The following is a 14,174-nucleotide window of genomic DNA, read 5'->3' on the forward strand; positions in this document are numbered from 1 at the left end:
CCGGTCGGGGCGGCGGGTGGTTCCGTCAGGGAGGGCGGGGGCCCTCCGGTGCCTCACTTCAGGCTGGCGAGCGCCTGGTTGAAGGTCTTCGACGGCCGCATGACCGCGGCGGCCTTGGCGTCGTCGGGGCGGTAGTAGCCACCGATGTCGGCCGGGGAGCCCTGCACGGCGGCGAGCTCGTCGACGATGGTCTGCTCCTGCTCGCCGAGCGTCTTGGCGAGGGCGGCGAACTCCTGGGCGAGCGCGGCGTCGTCGGTCTGCTGGGCCAGTTCGCGGGCCCAGTACAGGGCCAGGTAGAAGTGGCTGCCGCGGTTGTCGATGCCGCCGAGCTTGCGGCTGGGCGACTTGTTCTCGTTCAGGAAGGTGCCGGTGGCGCGGTCCAGGGTGTCGGCGAGGACCTGGGCGCGGGCATTGCCGGTCTTCTGCGCGAGGTGCTCGAAGCTGACGGCGAGGGCGAGGAACTCACCCAGGCTGTCCCAGCGCAGGTAGTTCTCCTTCACCAGCTGCTGGACGTGCTTGGGCGCGGAGCCGCCGGCGCCGGTCTCGAACAGGCCGCCGCCGTTGATGAGCGGCACGACCGACAGCATCTTGGCGCTGGTGCCCAGCTCCAGGATGGGGAAGAGGTCGGTCAGGTAGTCGCGCAGCACGTTGCCGGTGACGGAGATGGTGTTCTCGCCGCGGCGGATGCGCTCCAGCGAGTAGGCGATCGCCTTCTCCGGCGCCATGATCTCGATGGTCAGGCCCTCGGTGTCGTGCTCGGGGAGGTACTGCTTGACCTTGGCGATGAGGTTGGCGTCGTGGGCGCGGCCCTCGTCGAGCCAGAAGACGGCCGGGTCGCCGGTGGCGCGGGCGCGCGAGACGGCGAGCTTGACCCAGTCCTGGATCGGCACGTCCTTGGTCTGGCACATGCGGAAGATGTCGCCGGCGCCGACGGTCTGCTCCAGCACGGTCTCACCGTCCTGGTCGACGACGCGGACGGTGCCGGTGGCGGGGATCTCGAAGGTCTTGTCGTGGCTGCCGTACTCCTCGGCCTTCTGCGCCATGAGGCCGACGTTGGGCACCGAGCCCATGGTCGCCGGGTCGTAGGCGCCGTTGGCACGGCAGTCGTCGATGACGACCTGGTAGATGCCGGCGTAGCTGGAGTCCGGGATGACGGCGAGGGTGTCGTGCTCGCCGCCGTCGGGACCCCACATGTGGCCGGAGGTGCGGATCATCGCGGGCATGGAGGCGTCGACGATGACGTCGCTGGGGACGTGGAGGTTGGTGATGCCGCGGTCGGAGTCGACCATGGCCAGCTCGGGTCCCTCGGCGAGCTCGGCCTTGAAGGAGGCCGCGATCTTCTCGCCCTCGGGCAGGCTCTCCAGGCCCTTGAGGATGCCGCCGAGACCGTCGTTGGGGGTCAGGCCGGCGCCCGCGAGGACGTCGCCGTACTCGGCGAAGGTGCGGGGGAAGAAGGTGCGCACGACGTGGCCGAAGATGATGGGGTCGGAGACCTTCATCATGGTGGCCTTCAGGTGCACGGAGAACAGCACGCCCTCGGCCTTGGCCCGGGCGACCTGGTCCTTCAGGAACTCGCGCAGCGCGGCGACGCGCATGACGGCGGCGTCGACGACCTCGCCGGCGAGTACGGGTACCGACTCGCGCAGCACGGTGGTGGAGCCGTCGTCGCCGTGCAGCTCGATCCGGAGGCTGCCGTCGGCGCCGATGACGGTGGACTTCTCGGTGGAGCGGAAGTCGTCGCCGGACATGTGGGCGACGTTGGTCTTCGACTCCGGCGTCCAGGCGCCCATGCGGTGGGGGTAGGACCGGGCGTAGTTCTTCACCGAGGCGGGCGCCCGCCGGTCGGAGTTGCCCTCGCGCAGGACCGGGTTGACGGCGCTGCCCTTGACCTTGTCGTAGCGGGCGCGGATGTCGCGCTCCTCGTCGGTCTTCGGGTCGTCCGGGTAGTCCGGGAGGTCGTAGCCCTGCTCCTGGAGCTCGGCGACGGCCGCCTTGAGCTGCGGGATCGAGGCCGAGATGTTGGGCAGCTTGATGATGTTGGCGCCGGGGGTCCTGGCGAGCTCGCCCAGCTCGGCGAGGGCGTCGTCGATGCGCTGGCTCTCCGACAGGCGCTCGGGGAAGCCGGCGATGATGCGACCCGCCAGGGAGATGTCGCGGCTCTCCACGCCGACGCCGGCCGTGGAGGCGTAGGCCTCGACGACGGGCAGGAAGGAATACGTCGCCAGGGCCGGGGCCTCGTCGGTCTGCGTATAGATGATGGTCGAGTCAGTCACCGGGTGCTCTCCGCTCCACGTCTGCAACATTGCTCGACATCAAGATATCTCGTGTGCGGGTCCCTCACGAAAGGACCCTGGTCGGCGTCGGCACCCGGTGGGCCGGACCGCCCACGAGCCCCGGTCACCGGGCGGTCTGCGGGGTGCGGCCGAGGGTGAGGAGGGTGAGGTTGCGCAGCGCGGGGCCGGGGTGCAGGTAGTCGCTGTGGCTGCCGTCACCTGCGGCGAAGCGGTGGGCACCGTAGGCGGGACTGGTGGGGTCGGGGCCGAAGCCCCACTGCCGTCCCAGGAGGTCGAGGTGGACGTGGGGCACGCGGGCGATCCAGTCGTTGGCCGCCCGGCCGGCCCAGACGGCGACCCCGGGGGCGAGGTCGGCGGCGGACTCCACGCCGGTGCCGGGGCTGCCGTAGAGGGCGACGGCGTGCAGGGCGGCGGTCACGGCGGGGCGGGCGGTGTGGAGGGCCGCGCCGCACACCACGGTGCCGTAGGAGTGGCAGAGCAGGGTGGTGGGGGCCGCGGGGTTCACGGCGTGGAGCTGGGTCAGGAGGCGGTCCAGGCGGGGCGCACCCTCGTCCGCACGTGCCGTGCTCATGACGTCGCTACTGATGGTGTGGGGTGCCCGGTAGCCGTACCAGGCGACGACGGCGAGGTGGGTGCGGGGGGCGAGGCGGTGGGCCTGGGCCCGCAGCGCCAGCGCACCGCTGTGCAGGGAGGCGTTCGGGCTGCCCAGGTGGTCGAAGCTGTCCAGGGTGGTGTCGGAGCCGGGGACGAGGACGGCGATCCGGTCGGCGCCGGCCAGGTCCCCGAGGACCTCCACGGCCTGGCCGTCGCCCCGGGCGTCGGCGCTCCAGAAGGTGCGGCCCCCTGCGGCGAGGCGCTCCAGGGACCGGGCGCGGCCCGGGTCGCCGGCCCGGTGGGCGGTCCGCGCGGCGGTCAGCAGGTAGTGGTGGACCGACTGGTAGCGGGCGGTGAGGGTGTCGGCGCTTGCCGCGGGCGGACGCGGCGGGGGCGGCGCGTCCGGCGCGACGGGCCGGGTGGCGGCGACGACGCACACCAGGAGGACCACGGCGGCGAGCAGCGCCTTGAGGAGCTGTCGTGGGTCGGTGCGGGACATGCGGTCTTCCTTCCGGCCGGCTGGGGACGGAAGGAAGTTAGGTCGGGCGCACCCTCGCGCGGATCCCGCCGGGGAGCCGTCTCGCGGGGGCTACCGGGGTGCCGCCGGGGAGGGCGGGCGCTACCGGGGTGGGGGGTGGCCGGGCGTCGCACAGCGCGTCGCCGCCGTCCGGGCCGCCGTGGACGGCCGGCCCGGGGCGCGCGGGGCGCGAGCGGGAACCACCGGTCGCGCCCAGGCCTCAGTCACCGCGTCGCGCCTCCCTTTCGAGGACGGCGCGGAGGCTGCCTGCGGGCCGCCCGGTGAGGCGCTGGACAGTGTCGGTGACGCGGTCCTCCGCCCCCTCGGCGATGGCCCGGTCCATGTCCGCCAGCATCGCGGCGAACTCCGCGGGCATCAGCTGCGCGAGGCGGTCGCGCAGCTGCGCACGGGACAGCCGGCGGTGGACCACGGGGCGACCGGTGACCTCGGTGACGGCCGTGGCGACGTCGTCGTGGCTGAGCGCCTCGGGCCCGGTGAGCACGAGGTCGGTGTTGGGCGCGTGCTCGCAGGTCAGTGCGTGGACGGCGACGGCCGCGATGTCCTCGGCGTCGACGAAGGCGACCCGGCCGCTGCCGGCCGCGGTCGCGATGACGCCGTCCTCCCGGATGCTCACGGCGTGCGCGTGCGTGCCGGTGAAGTTCTGCATGAACCACGAGGGACGCAACACCGCCCACTGGTCGAACAGGTCGGGCAGGGCCTGGTGCACCGCGCCCACGGCCGGTCCGCCCTCGGGGACGGCCGACGAACTGAGCAGCACCGCACGGTGTACGCCGGCCGCACGGGCCTGCCGGAGGAAGGGGAGCATGACCCTCGCCGGGTCGGGGTCGCCCAGGGGCGGTACGAGGTAGACGCGGTCGGCTCCGTCGAGGGCGGCGGCGTGGGTGGCGGGGGCGTACCAGTCGAAGGCGACCGGCTCCGTCCCGGGGACCGGGGTGCCCTGACGGCTGGCGGCTGCGACGCGGTGGCCGGCTGCGCTCAGCCGGGCGGCGGTACGACCACCGGTGGTGCCGGTGGCTCCGATGACCAGGGTGCTGCCGGTGGGGGTCATCGGCTGCTCCCGGCGAAGTCGGTGCCGGGTTCCTGTACCGCGAGGGGGTTCCAGTAGTCGCGGTAGGAGCTGATGCGCCCGTCCTTCACGGTGACCACGGCGATGTAGGTCATGTCGAAGGCGCTGCCGGTCTGCACCAGGCGGCCGACGCCTCGCATCTCGGCCACCACGGTCTCCGGATCGGTGGTCTGGTGGATCCGCAGGTCGGGGAAGTCCCGAAGGTCGATGTGGTCGGGGTAGGGCCGCATGTAGGCGGCGACGGCCTCCTTGCCCTCCAGCCGCCGGGGCCAACCGTCCGGGGCGAAGGGGAACTCCATGATCCCGTCCTCGGCCCACAGGTCGAGCCAGCCGGAGATGTCCTTGTCCAGTAGCAGTCGCAGGCTGTTGCGGTAGAGATCCACCGCCGCAGAGGTCGGTTCGGGCACGGGTGTCCTCCCTCTCGTAGAATACGGACCAGGGGTCCGCTTCGAACGATACGGACCCGAGGTCCGCTTCGCAAACGGAGGAACGGCATGGCCGAGCGCAAGCCCCGCAAGGACGCCGCCCGCAACCGGGAGGCCCTCCTCGCGGCTGCCGACGCCCTCTTCGCCCGCAGTGGGAGCCCCGAAGGGGTCACCATGGCCGAGGTCGCGGCGGAGGCCGGCGTCGGCAAGGGCTCGCTCTTCCGGGCCTTCGGCGACCGCCCCGGGCTGCTGCGCGCGCTGTACGAGGCGCGGCTCGAACCAGTCAGGGAGGCGATCGCGTCCGGCCCGCCGCCACTGGGGCCCGGCACCCCGCCGCACCAGCGCGTGCCCGCCCTGCTCGACGCCGTCCTGTGCTTCAAACTCGACAACCGCCGCCTCGCGCTGGCCCTGGAGGAGAGCGGAAGCGGCAGCAGCCCTTATCAGGCGGAGCACTACGAGCGGTGGCACGGCCTGCTCCAGGGCGTACTGGAGCAGATCCCCGGCCGGGAGGCCGACAGCTGCTTCACCGCCCACGCCCTGCTCGCCGCCACCCGGGCCGACCTCGTCGAGCACCTGGCCGGACCGGGGCGTGTGCCGCGCGCGAGGATGCGCGCGCAGCTGGCGGACTTCACCGCCAGGGTCCTGAGCCCCGGCCCGCCGCAGGAGCCGGCGGCCGGGGACTGATCGGGGAACGCCCCTCAGGGCACGTCCAGGATCCGCTCGACCTCGCCGCGGGCTCGGGCGACGACGGTGTGGGCACGCGCGGCGGCGTCGGCGCTCCGGCCCGCCGCCACCGCCTCGGCCACGGCCCGGTGTGCGGCCACCGCGGTCATGTCGATGTGCTCCGGCATCAGCGCCAACTCACCGCGGGAGACCAGCAGTTCCTCGGTGACCTCGGCGAGCTGGGCGAACATGGCGTTGCCGGAGGCGGCCAGCAGGGTGCGGTGGAAGACGGAGTCGGCGTCGATGAAGCGGTCCCGGTCCTCCTCGTCCGCGGCCTGCCGCATCTCCTCGGCCAGCCGGAGCAGTTCGCCGCGGGCCGCCTCGGGGGCGCAGACCGCGGCGAGGCCGGCCGCGGCGGGTTCCACGGCGGCCCGCAGTTCGGCCAGTTCCCGCAGTTGCTCCTCGCGTCCGGGCGAGGCCAGCCGCCAGCGGATCACCTGCGGGTCGTAGAGGTTCCAGCGCTCCAGCGGGCGGACGGTGATGCCGACGCGGGGGCGGCTGGTGACGGCACGCTTGGACTCCAGGACACGGACGGCCTCGCGGGCGACCGTGCGGGAGACGCCGTACCGCTCCTGGACGTCCTCCAGCCGCAGCACGGTGCCGGCGCTGGCGGTGTCGGCGACGAGTGCGGCGCCGATCCGGTCGACCACCTGTCCGTGCAGGCCCTGCAGTTCCACGTCTCTCCCGGTTCCTTCCGCTCGCGGCCGGCCGGGGCTCAGCGGGCCTGCGCGAGGGCGGTCAGCAGCGCGGTGACCCGCTCCCCCGCCTCCTGGACGCCGCCCGAGGTGAGGGCGGAGCCCATGCCGCAGGCGACGGCGCCCGCCGCGATCCACTCCGGCGCGCTGTCGATTGTCACACCTCCGGTGGGGATGACCGGCGCCTGCGGCAGGGCCGCCCGGACGTCGCGCAGCCAGCCGGGGGTGGCCGTGGTGGCGGGGAAGAGCTTGAGCGCGTCGGCGCCCTCCTCCAGGGCCCGGACCATCTCGGTGGGAGTGGTCACGCCCGGGATGACGGGCACGCCGTAGCGGTGTCCGGTGCGGATGACCTCGGGGTGGAGGCTGGGCGAGACCAGGAAGCGGGCCCCGGCCTCGACGGCCTCGCGGGCCGCCGCCGCGTCCAGCACGGTACCGGCGCCGACCAGGGCGGCGGGCCGCTCCCGGGTCAGCTCGGCGAGGGCGGTGCGGGCGCCGGGGGTGGTCAGGGCGACCTCCACGGCTTCGAGCCCGGCGTCGAGGACGGCGTGGGCGGCGGCGACCGCTTCCCTCGCGGTGGGCTTGCGGACGATGCCGAAGACGCGCTGGGCGGTGACGGCTTCCATGAGCTGCCAGCGGTACACGGGGACTCCGTTTCTCGGCCGGGCTCCGGTGGGGCGGCCCGGCGGGCGGTGCTGGTGGTGGGAGGGGGTACGGGGGTAGGGGGTGGCGGGCTGTGCCCACCCCGTCGGGTGCCGGTGGCTCAGCGGTGCACGGTCTCGGCTCCGCCGTCGGCGGTGAGACCGGCGAGGGCCCGCTCCAGCGCAGTGCGGTCGGGCAGCCCGTCGGTGTCGGTGACGCACCCCACGACGAGCGCGGCGACCGCCGCCCCCTGGGCGAGGCAGCTCTGGTCGTCGGCGCCGCGCAGCCGGCCGGAGAGGAACCCGGCGGCGAAGGCGTCGCCCGCGCCCACGGGGTCGGTCAGCGGCACGGTGAAGGCCGGCTGGGCGGTGCGGGAGGTGGCGGTGTGACAGGTCGCGGACTTGTCGGGGTGCTTGACGACGACGGTGTCGACGCCGGCCGCCAGCAGCCGCGCGGCGTGCGTGTCGGCGCCGGCCCGCTCCCCGGCCAGCAGGTCCAGTTCGTCCGTGCCGGCCAGGACGAGGTCGGCGCGGTCCAGCAGCGGCCCGACGACCTCCCGCCACCGCTGCGGCGAGCCCAGCTTGTGGCGGACGTTGGGGTCGAGGCTGACGCGGACGCCGCTCTCCCGGGCCAGGTCCAGCAGCCGCTCGGTCGCGCGCCGGGAGGTCTCCGAGAGCATCGGGGTGATGCCGGTGAGGTGGAGCAGCCGGGCGCCGCGCAGGGCTTCGGCGCTGACCTCCTCCGGCGCGAGGCGGGAGGCGGCGGACCCGGCGCGGTGGTACTGCACGTCGATGGCGCGGGCGGGGTGGGAGTCGCGCAGCAGCAGACCGGTGGGGGCCTCGGCGTCGAGGACCACGTGGGAGGTGTCCACGCCCTCGGCACGCACCTGGGCCAGGACGGCGCGGCCGGCGGGGTCGTCGCCGAGGCGGCCGAGCCAGCGCACGGCGTGCCCGAGGCGGGCGAGGCCGGTGGCGACGTTGGTCTCGGCGCCGGCCACGGAGCGGCGGAAGGAGACGGCGTGCTGGAGCGGCACCCCCGGCTCCGCCACCATCAGGAGCATCGCCTCGCCGCACAGGACGACCTCGGGTCCTCGGGTGGGGGCGGGCGTGCGGTCCGGGGTGGGGGGCTCGGTCATCGGGCGGCTCCTCGCGCGTCGACGGGTGAGGGGTGGGCGGTGCCCGCGAGACGGCCGGGGACGGGTCCGCGGCCTCGGCGGGCGACCGGTCGAGCATAGGTAGCCCCTGCCGGCCCGGCGGGGGAGGGGTCTGGTCCACCAGGCGGCTGACCGGCCACGACGGTGTCCGCGGGCCGAAGCCGGGGCGGCCCGCGCCGGGCTTCTTGGGGGCTCGGGGCGGGCCGGGCCACCCCCTGCTGAGGCGGCGCGAAGGGGCCGGGGGCGGTCCTGCCGTCGCCCTCGGCCCTCAGAAGGCCTGCCGAGGCGGCGCCGAGTCGCTGGAGCCGACGAGGAAGTCGAGGTCGGCTCCGGAGTCGGCCTGGGTGACGTGCTCGGTGTACAGCCGGGTCCAGCCGCGGTCGGTGTGCGGGGCGGGCGGCTGCCAGCCGGCCCGGCGGCGTTCCAGTTCGGCGTCGTCGAGCAGGACGTCGAGGCGGCGGCCGGGGACGTCGAGCCGGATGCGGTCGCCGGTGCGGACCAGGGCGAGGGGCCCGCCCACCGCGGCCTCGGGGGCCACGTGCAGGACGCAGGCGCCGAAGGCGGTGCCGGACATCCGGGCGTCGGAGACCCGGACCATGTCGCGCACCCCGGCGTCCAGCAGTTTCTTGGGCAGGGCGAGGTTGCCGACCTCCGGCATGCCCGGGTAGCCCTTCGGCCCGGTGCCGCGGACGACGAGGACGGTCTCGGCGGTGACGTCCAGGTCGGGGTCCTCGTGGACGGCGAGGTAGTCCTCAAGCGAGTCGAAGACGAGGGCGGGCCCGGTGTGGGTGTGCAGGTCCGGCTGGGCGGCGGACGGCTTGAAGACGGCGCCGTCGGGGGCGAGGTTGCCGCGCAGTACCGCGGTGCCGCTGCCGGCGGGCAGGACGGGGTTGTCCAGCGGCCGGATGACCTCGTCGTCGTGGACCTCGGCGCCCCGGCAGTTCTCGGAGAGGCTGCGGCCGGTGACGGTCACGGTGTCGTGGCGCAGGTGGTCGCGGAGCCGGTGCAGGAGGGCGGGCAGGCCGCCGGCGTAGGCGAACTCCTCCATCAGGAACCGGCCGGAGGGCATCAGGTCCACCAGCAGCGGGAGTTCGGCGCCGAGCCGGTCGAAGTCGGCCAGGTCCAGGGGGACGCCGACCCGGCCGGCGATCGCCAGGAGGTGGACGACGGCGTTGGTGGAGCCGCCGATGGCGGCGTTGACCTTCAGGGCGTTCTCGAAGGCGGCACGGGTCATGATCCGCTGCGGGGTGAGGTCGCTGCCGGCGAGCGCGACGGCCCGGGCGCCGGTCTCCTCGGCGAGGGTGCCGCGGCGGGCGTCCACTGCGGGCAGCCCCGAGGCACCGGGCAGCATCATGCCGAGGGTCTCGGCGAGGCAGGCCATGGTGGAGGCGGTGCCCATCGTCATGCAGTGGCCGGCGGAGCGGTTGAGGGAGGACTCGAACTCGGTGAACTCCTCCTGGCTGACCGTCCCGGCACGCAGTTCCTCGGTCATGCGCCAGATGTCGGTGCCCGAGCCGACCGCCCGGCCCCGGAACCGGCCGTTGAGCATGGGACCGCCGGTGAAGACGATCGCGGGGACGCCGGCGCTGGCCGCCCCCATGAGCGCTGCGGGCGTCGTCTTGTCGCAGCCGGTGAGCAGGACGACGGCGTCCAGGGGGTTGGCGCGGATCTGCTCCTCGATCTCCATCGCGGCGAGGTTGCGGTAGAGCATCGAGGTGGGGCGCAGGAAGGGTTCCCCCAGCGACATGCTGGGGAACTCCAGGGGGAAGCCACCGGCCTGGAGCACACCCCGTTTCACGGCCTCGGCGATGAGCCGGAGGTGGCCGTTGCAGGGGGTGAGTTCGGAGTAGGAGTTGCAGATCCCGATCACCGGGCGGCCGTCGAAGTTGTGCCCCCCGCGCCCCATGGCCCGCAGGTGGTGGCGGGCGATGAAGCCGTTCTTGCCGCCCTCGCCGAACCAGGCCCGGCTGCGCAGCGGGCGGCCGGCCGCCGCGGACTCGGGCCGGTGGGCGGGCTCGGAGGGGGTGGCGGCCATGGGGGCTCCTCTCGTCGGCGCCGGCACCGGGTGTGCCGGGCGGGGTCGCGGGCCGGGCCGGTCACCGGGCGGGACGGAACTTCTTCCGCTCGACCCTTCAATGGTGCTATCACATCACGTTAGTTTCTCTCCCTGTCCACCCCCGGACGGCGCCGACGGGACCGGCGCCGCAGGCGGGGCGGGCCCGCAGGAAGGGCCGCCGGAACGACCGGCGGCCGGGAGGCAAGGGAGCCGCCTGATGGAACGCACGGTGATGAGGGCGGTGACCTGGCGGCTGATGCCGTTCCTGGTCCTGCTCTACCTGGTCGCCTACGTCGACCGCTCGAACGTGGGGTTCGCCAAGCTCACCCTCCAGCACCAACTGGGCCTGTCCAACGCCGCGTTCACCGTCGGGCAGGTCGCCTTCTTCGTCGCCTACGCGGTCTTCGAGGTGCCGGGCAACGTGTGGCTGGAGCGCTTCGGGGCGCGGCGCTGGTTCACCCGGATCATGCTCGGCTGGGGCGCGGTCACCATGCTCAGCGCGCTGGTCTCCGGCAGCACCGAGTTCTACCTGGCACGCTTCGCGCTGGGGGTCGCCGAGGCGGGCTTCTACCCGGGCATCCTCTACTACCTGACGAAGTGGTACCCCTACCGCTACCGGGCCCGGGTGGTGGGCGCCTTCATGCTGTCGCAGCCCCTGGCGTTCCTCGTCGGCAACCCCGTGATGGGAGCCGTGGGCGGACTCGACGGGGCGCTCGGCCTGCACGGCTGGCAGTGGATCTTCCTGGTGACGGGGGCCCCGGCCGTCGCACTGGCCCTCGTCACCCTCCGGGTGCTGCCCGACGGGCCGGAGCGGGTCGGCTGGCTCGACGAGGCCGGACGCGGCTGGCTGGCCGCCGAACTCGGCGCCGAGGCCGAGGCGGTGGGCGCCGGGCACGGCAGCCCGCTCCGCGCCCTGCGCGACCGGCGGGTGGTCCTGCTCTCCCTCTTCTACCTGTGCTTCCCTCTGGGCGCGTACGGACTGAGCTTCTGGCTGCCCACCATCGTCGACGGCTTCGGCGGGCTCAGCAGCGCCCAGACCGGCCTGGTCACCGCCGTCCCCTACCTCTTCGTGGCGGTCGGGCTGTACGTCGTCCCGCGCCTGGCCGACCGCTCCGGCGCCCGCTACCTGTGGATCGGGGTGACGGCGGCGCTCGGCGCGGTGGGGCTGGCCGCGAGCGCGCTGGTGACCGACCACGTGGCGCAGATGGCCCTGATCAGCCTCGCGGCCCTGGGGATCTACGCGGGCCAGCCCGTGCTGTGGACCCTCCCCACCCGCTTCCTGACCGGCCTCCAGGCCGCCTCCGCCATCGCCCTGATCAACGCGGTGGGCAACCTCGGCGGCGGGTTCGGCCCCCTGGGCATCGGCGTGATCGTGGACCGGACGGGCAGCTCCACCACGGGGCTGTGGTTCCTGGTGGCCGCGATGGCCGTCGCGGTCGCCGGCACCTTCGGCGTACGGCGGGCGGTCGAGGGGCGGGCGGTCCGGAAGCGGGCAGCCCCGGCCGCCGACGGGCCGCGCGGGGACGGGGCGCCGGGCGGGGATAGGGCGCCGGGCGGGACGGTGCGGGAGGCGGGGTGAGGGGGCGGGCGCCCCGCGGCCAGTCCGACACGCCTGCGGCGGGCGCACCGGGCACCGGCCGCGGCCTGCGCCCGGAACGGCCGCACACTCCGCACCGACTGCCGGCCGCCCTCCTTGCCGCACTCAGCCTGCGCCCCACCCGGCCGCTCTTCTCTCAGCCCTCCAGTGCCGCCTGGGCCCGGGCCAGCACCTCGGTGACCTGCGCACCGAACCGCACGTCGCAGGGGTGTGGCGGGCCGCCCCGGGCCGCGGTCAGCAGGGCGTCCAGGGCGCGGTGGTAGGCCGTCTCGGGCGGGTCCTGGCGGACGGGCAGGGAGGTGACGCCCGCGGCGCCCCGGAGGGTGACGCCCACTCCGGAGCCGGCCTGCGGTGCCGTCAGGCTCAGCGTGAGGCTGCTGGCGGCCCCCGAGCGGTGCCCCAGGGAGAGCAGGACGGTGTCCCCCGGGCCGCGTACGGCCGTGACCCGCTCGACCTCGCCCAGCACGGGCAGCAGCACGGACAGTGCGTGCGGGCCGGTGTCCCACAGTGCGCCCTTCTCCCGCCGCCAGGCCGACTCGGCGTACGGACTGTCGCTGTCGACGCCGAAGACCGAGCCCAGCCAGTCCGCGTGGGCGGTGAACCACCCGCCCTTCGCGGCTTGTTCGGTCACCCAGTCGCCCTCCCCCGCGCCGAAGCGCACGGTGAAGAAGACGACACCGGCGACACCGTTCTCCTCGGTCGCCTCGACCAGCTTCCGCGCCTGGGCGACGTCGGTGGCGACCGGTTTGTCCAGCAGCAGGTGGCAGCCGGCCTCGGCGGCGCGTACCGCGAGGTCGGCCTGGACGGCGGGCGGCAGCGCGAGGGCCACGGCGTCGACGGCCTCGAACAGGTCCTCGGGGCGTTCGTGGACGCGGACCCCGTGCCGGGCCGCCAGTTCCTCGGCCACCGCCGGACGGCGGCCCCAGACGCCGGTGAACACGGTGTCGGGATGGGAGGCGAGGGCCGGCGCGTGGACGCGCCGCGCCCAGGGGCCGGTGCCGAGCAGTCCGATGCGGAGGGGGGGTGGTGTGGTCATGGTCCCCAGTCTGGGGGGCGACCTGCCGAACGCGGTGGTCCTCGGGACGGCGGCAGGGCCGAGCCCCGCCGCAGGGGGCAGCACCCGCGGCTCCCCCGCATCCCGCCCGCACGTCGCGCCCCTTCCCCGCCACCGTCCCGGCCCGCTCCCGGTACGCCGTCCGGCTCGGTGAACGGCCGGGAGTCGGCGGCCGGTTGCCCCGGCGCCGGCCGGTGAAGAGCCGGGGGGAGGGCTGACGCGGCGCCACGGGTCTGGTTCAATGGCGGCATGGTCGGCATCCTCGACAGCGCGACGGGTCGCAGTGACCTGGAGCCGTTCTGGCCCTCTCGGCAGGCTCACCACTACGACCGGCTGTGTTGCGCCGCGCACTGAGCGCGGGCCCGCTCGCCGGCTGACCACCTGCCCCTCGCCTCCTCGTGGCGACCATCCGAGGGGCGCCCCACCTCGTGGCCGACAGCCCTGCCCGCGCGTACGACGTCCTCGACGCCCCTTCGCGCGAAAGCTGCCCTCCCATGACCGATGCCCTCGGCTCCACCGACCTCCTGCGCCCCGACGGGCGCACCCCGATCCGCGGTACCGCTGCGCGACGCGGCACCGACGGTCCGTCCGCGGTCCGTTCCGCCCCGCTGCGCGGCCGGGCCCGCCTGCGGGCGATCCCCTCCGAGGAGACACGGGTGGCGGCCGGCCTCCTCGGCCCGGCTGCCACCTGGCACCCCGCCCCCGAACACGACCAGCCGGCACACGCCGGCCGGCCGGCCATGGTCGGCTACCTGGTGCTGGTCCCGGCCGACCGGCCGATCGTGGCCGAAGCCGCCCCGGCCCCGGCTCCGCCCCCGGCCCCCAGCCCCAGCCCCGTACCCGTCCGTCCCGGCGCCCCCGCGGCCTACTCCGGCGCACAGGAGGGAGCCGCCGCCCGGCCGGTGGCGGCCTCCGGTGAGAGCGAGGGCGAGGGCGGGACACCGTCGCCGGCGGCCCTGCGGCTGCGGGTGGACCGGGAGCGCCGGACCGTCCACGTCGACGGCCGGGCGCTGTCCCTGACCTATCTGGAGTTCGAGCTGCTGGCGCACCTGGTGGAGCACCCGCACCGGGTCCACACCCGCGAGCAGCTCGTCGCGACGGTGTGGGGGTACGGCCACGTCGGGGACGGTCGTACCGTCGACGTCCACGTGGCCAGGTTGCGGCGCAAGCTGGGCCCCGGGCTGCGGCGGGCGATCGTCACGGTGCGGCGGGTGGGCTACAAGTACGCCCCGCCGGGCGGGCTGGGCTGAGGGCCCACGGGCCCGGCGGCCCTGCCGGACCCCACGGGGGCCGGAGCGTAGTCCGGGCGGCTCGCACGAGGGCCCGGACGCCGTTCCTGT

12 protein-coding genes are annotated in these 14,174 nt (G+C 74.9%); 3 read left to right on the forward strand and 9 right to left on the reverse strand.

Annotated features, from left to right (window positions below):
* Window positions 1-53 precede the first annotated feature (53 nt).
* The 4 genes from ACFV3R_RS21710 to ACFV3R_RS21725 all read right to left on the reverse strand — a co-directional run bounded on the left by ACFV3R_RS21710 (window position 54) and on the right by ACFV3R_RS21725 (window position 4,899).
* On the reverse strand, window positions 54-2,273 hold the full coding sequence (locus tag ACFV3R_RS21710) for an NADP-dependent isocitrate dehydrogenase (RefSeq protein ID WP_385585397.1): 2,220 nt from the start codon (window positions 2,271-2,273) through the stop codon (window positions 54-56).
* A 124-nt stretch (window positions 2,274-2,397) separates the two neighbouring features.
* Window positions 2,398-3,387, reverse strand: coding sequence for an alpha/beta hydrolase (locus tag ACFV3R_RS21715; protein WP_385585400.1), 990 nt, complete (start codon window positions 3,385-3,387; stop codon window positions 2,398-2,400).
* Between the two features lie 238 nt (window positions 3,388-3,625).
* Window positions 3,626-4,474 (reverse strand): NAD(P)H-binding protein, encoded by an 849-nt coding sequence (locus ACFV3R_RS21720; RefSeq protein ID WP_385585403.1) that lies wholly within the window; start codon window positions 4,472-4,474, stop codon window positions 3,626-3,628.
* Entirely contained in the window at window positions 4,471-4,899 is a 429-nt protein-coding gene (locus tag ACFV3R_RS21725) for a nuclear transport factor 2 family protein (RefSeq protein WP_385585406.1), read from the reverse strand. The genes ACFV3R_RS21720 and ACFV3R_RS21725 overlap by 4 nt, the downstream gene beginning before the upstream one ends.
* Before the next feature lie 87 nt (window positions 4,900-4,986).
* Here ACFV3R_RS21725 and ACFV3R_RS21730 point away from each other — a divergent pair, with 87 nt between their 5' ends.
* Window positions 4,987-5,601 carry a TetR/AcrR family transcriptional regulator gene (locus ACFV3R_RS21730; protein WP_385585409.1) on the forward strand — a complete coding sequence of 205 codons (615 nt, stop codon included), beginning with the start codon at window positions 4,987-4,989 and terminating at the stop codon, window positions 5,599-5,601.
* Window positions 5,602-5,615: 14 nt separating this feature from the next.
* Here ACFV3R_RS21730 and ACFV3R_RS21735 read toward each other — a convergent pair whose 3' ends face one another.
* The 4 genes from ACFV3R_RS21735 to ACFV3R_RS21750 form a co-directional block, all read right to left on the reverse strand.
* Window positions 5,616-6,317, reverse strand: a complete 702-nt coding sequence (locus tag ACFV3R_RS21735) for a FadR/GntR family transcriptional regulator (RefSeq protein ID WP_385585412.1) — start codon at window positions 6,315-6,317, stop codon at window positions 5,616-5,618.
* A gap of 38 nt (window positions 6,318-6,355) precedes the next feature.
* Window positions 6,356-6,976, reverse strand: a complete 621-nt coding sequence (locus ACFV3R_RS21740; RefSeq protein ID WP_385585416.1) for a bifunctional 4-hydroxy-2-oxoglutarate aldolase/2-dehydro-3-deoxy-phosphogluconate aldolase — start codon at window positions 6,974-6,976, stop codon at window positions 6,356-6,358.
* Between the two features lie 119 nt (window positions 6,977-7,095).
* Complete coding sequence (locus ACFV3R_RS21745) at window positions 7,096-8,109, reverse strand: sugar kinase (protein WP_385585419.1); 1,014 nt, start codon at window positions 8,107-8,109, stop codon at window positions 7,096-7,098.
* 286 nt (window positions 8,110-8,395) lie between these two features.
* A complete protein-coding gene (locus tag ACFV3R_RS21750; RefSeq protein WP_385585422.1) occupies window positions 8,396-10,162 on the reverse strand; it encodes an IlvD/Edd family dehydratase in 1,767 nt (588 codons plus the stop codon).
* 238 nt (window positions 10,163-10,400) lie between these two features.
* Between ACFV3R_RS21750 and ACFV3R_RS21755 the strand changes: the two genes are divergently transcribed.
* Window positions 10,401-11,762 carry an MFS transporter gene (locus ACFV3R_RS21755; RefSeq protein ID WP_385585425.1) on the forward strand — a complete coding sequence of 454 codons (1,362 nt, stop codon included), beginning with the start codon at window positions 10,401-10,403 and terminating at the stop codon, window positions 11,760-11,762.
* Between the two features lie 154 nt (window positions 11,763-11,916).
* On the opposite strand, the gene ACFV3R_RS21760 is transcribed toward ACFV3R_RS21755, so the two are convergent.
* Entirely contained in the window at window positions 11,917-12,816 is a 900-nt protein-coding gene (locus ACFV3R_RS21760; protein WP_385585428.1) for a Gfo/Idh/MocA family protein, read from the reverse strand.
* 512 nt (window positions 12,817-13,328) lie between these two features.
* Here ACFV3R_RS21760 and ACFV3R_RS21765 point away from each other — a divergent pair.
* Complete coding sequence (locus ACFV3R_RS21765; RefSeq protein WP_385585431.1) at window positions 13,329-14,084, forward strand: winged helix-turn-helix domain-containing protein; 756 nt, start codon at window positions 13,329-13,331, stop codon at window positions 14,082-14,084.
* The last annotated feature ends 90 nt before the right edge of the window (window positions 14,085-14,174 follow it).

Source organism: Streptomyces sp. NPDC059740, assembly GCF_042733155.1.
GTDB lineage: Bacteria > Actinomycetota > Actinomycetes > Streptomycetales > Streptomycetaceae > Streptomyces.

What these genes read in the sequence shown, in the direction of transcription:
- ACFV3R_RS21715 (WP_385585400.1), bottom strand. Translation starts at nt 3,387, where the DNA reads ATGTCCCGCACCGACCCACGACAGCTCCTCAAGGCGCTGCTCGCCGCC.
- ACFV3R_RS21720 (WP_385585403.1), bottom strand. Translation starts at nt 4,474, where the DNA reads ATGACCCCCACCGGCAGCACCCTGGTCATCGGAGCCACCGGCACCACC.
- ACFV3R_RS21730 (WP_385585409.1), top strand. Translation starts at nt 4,987, where the DNA reads ATGGCCGAGCGCAAGCCCCGCAAGGACGCCGCCCGCAACCGGGAGGCC.
- ACFV3R_RS21745 (WP_385585419.1), bottom strand. Translation starts at nt 8,109, where the DNA reads ATGACCGAGCCCCCCACCCCGGACCGCACGCCCGCCCCCACCCGAGGA.
- ACFV3R_RS21750 (WP_385585422.1), bottom strand. Translation starts at nt 10,162, where the DNA reads ATGGCCGCCACCCCCTCCGAGCCCGCCCACCGGCCCGAGTCCGCGGCG.
- ACFV3R_RS21755 (WP_385585425.1), top strand. Translation starts at nt 10,401, where the DNA reads ATGGAACGCACGGTGATGAGGGCGGTGACCTGGCGGCTGATGCCGTTC.
- ACFV3R_RS21760 (WP_385585428.1), bottom strand. Translation starts at nt 12,816, where the DNA reads ATGACCACACCACCCCCCCTCCGCATCGGACTGCTCGGCACCGGCCCC.
- ACFV3R_RS21765 (WP_385585431.1), top strand. Translation starts at nt 13,329, where the DNA reads ATGACCGATGCCCTCGGCTCCACCGACCTCCTGCGCCCCGACGGGCGC.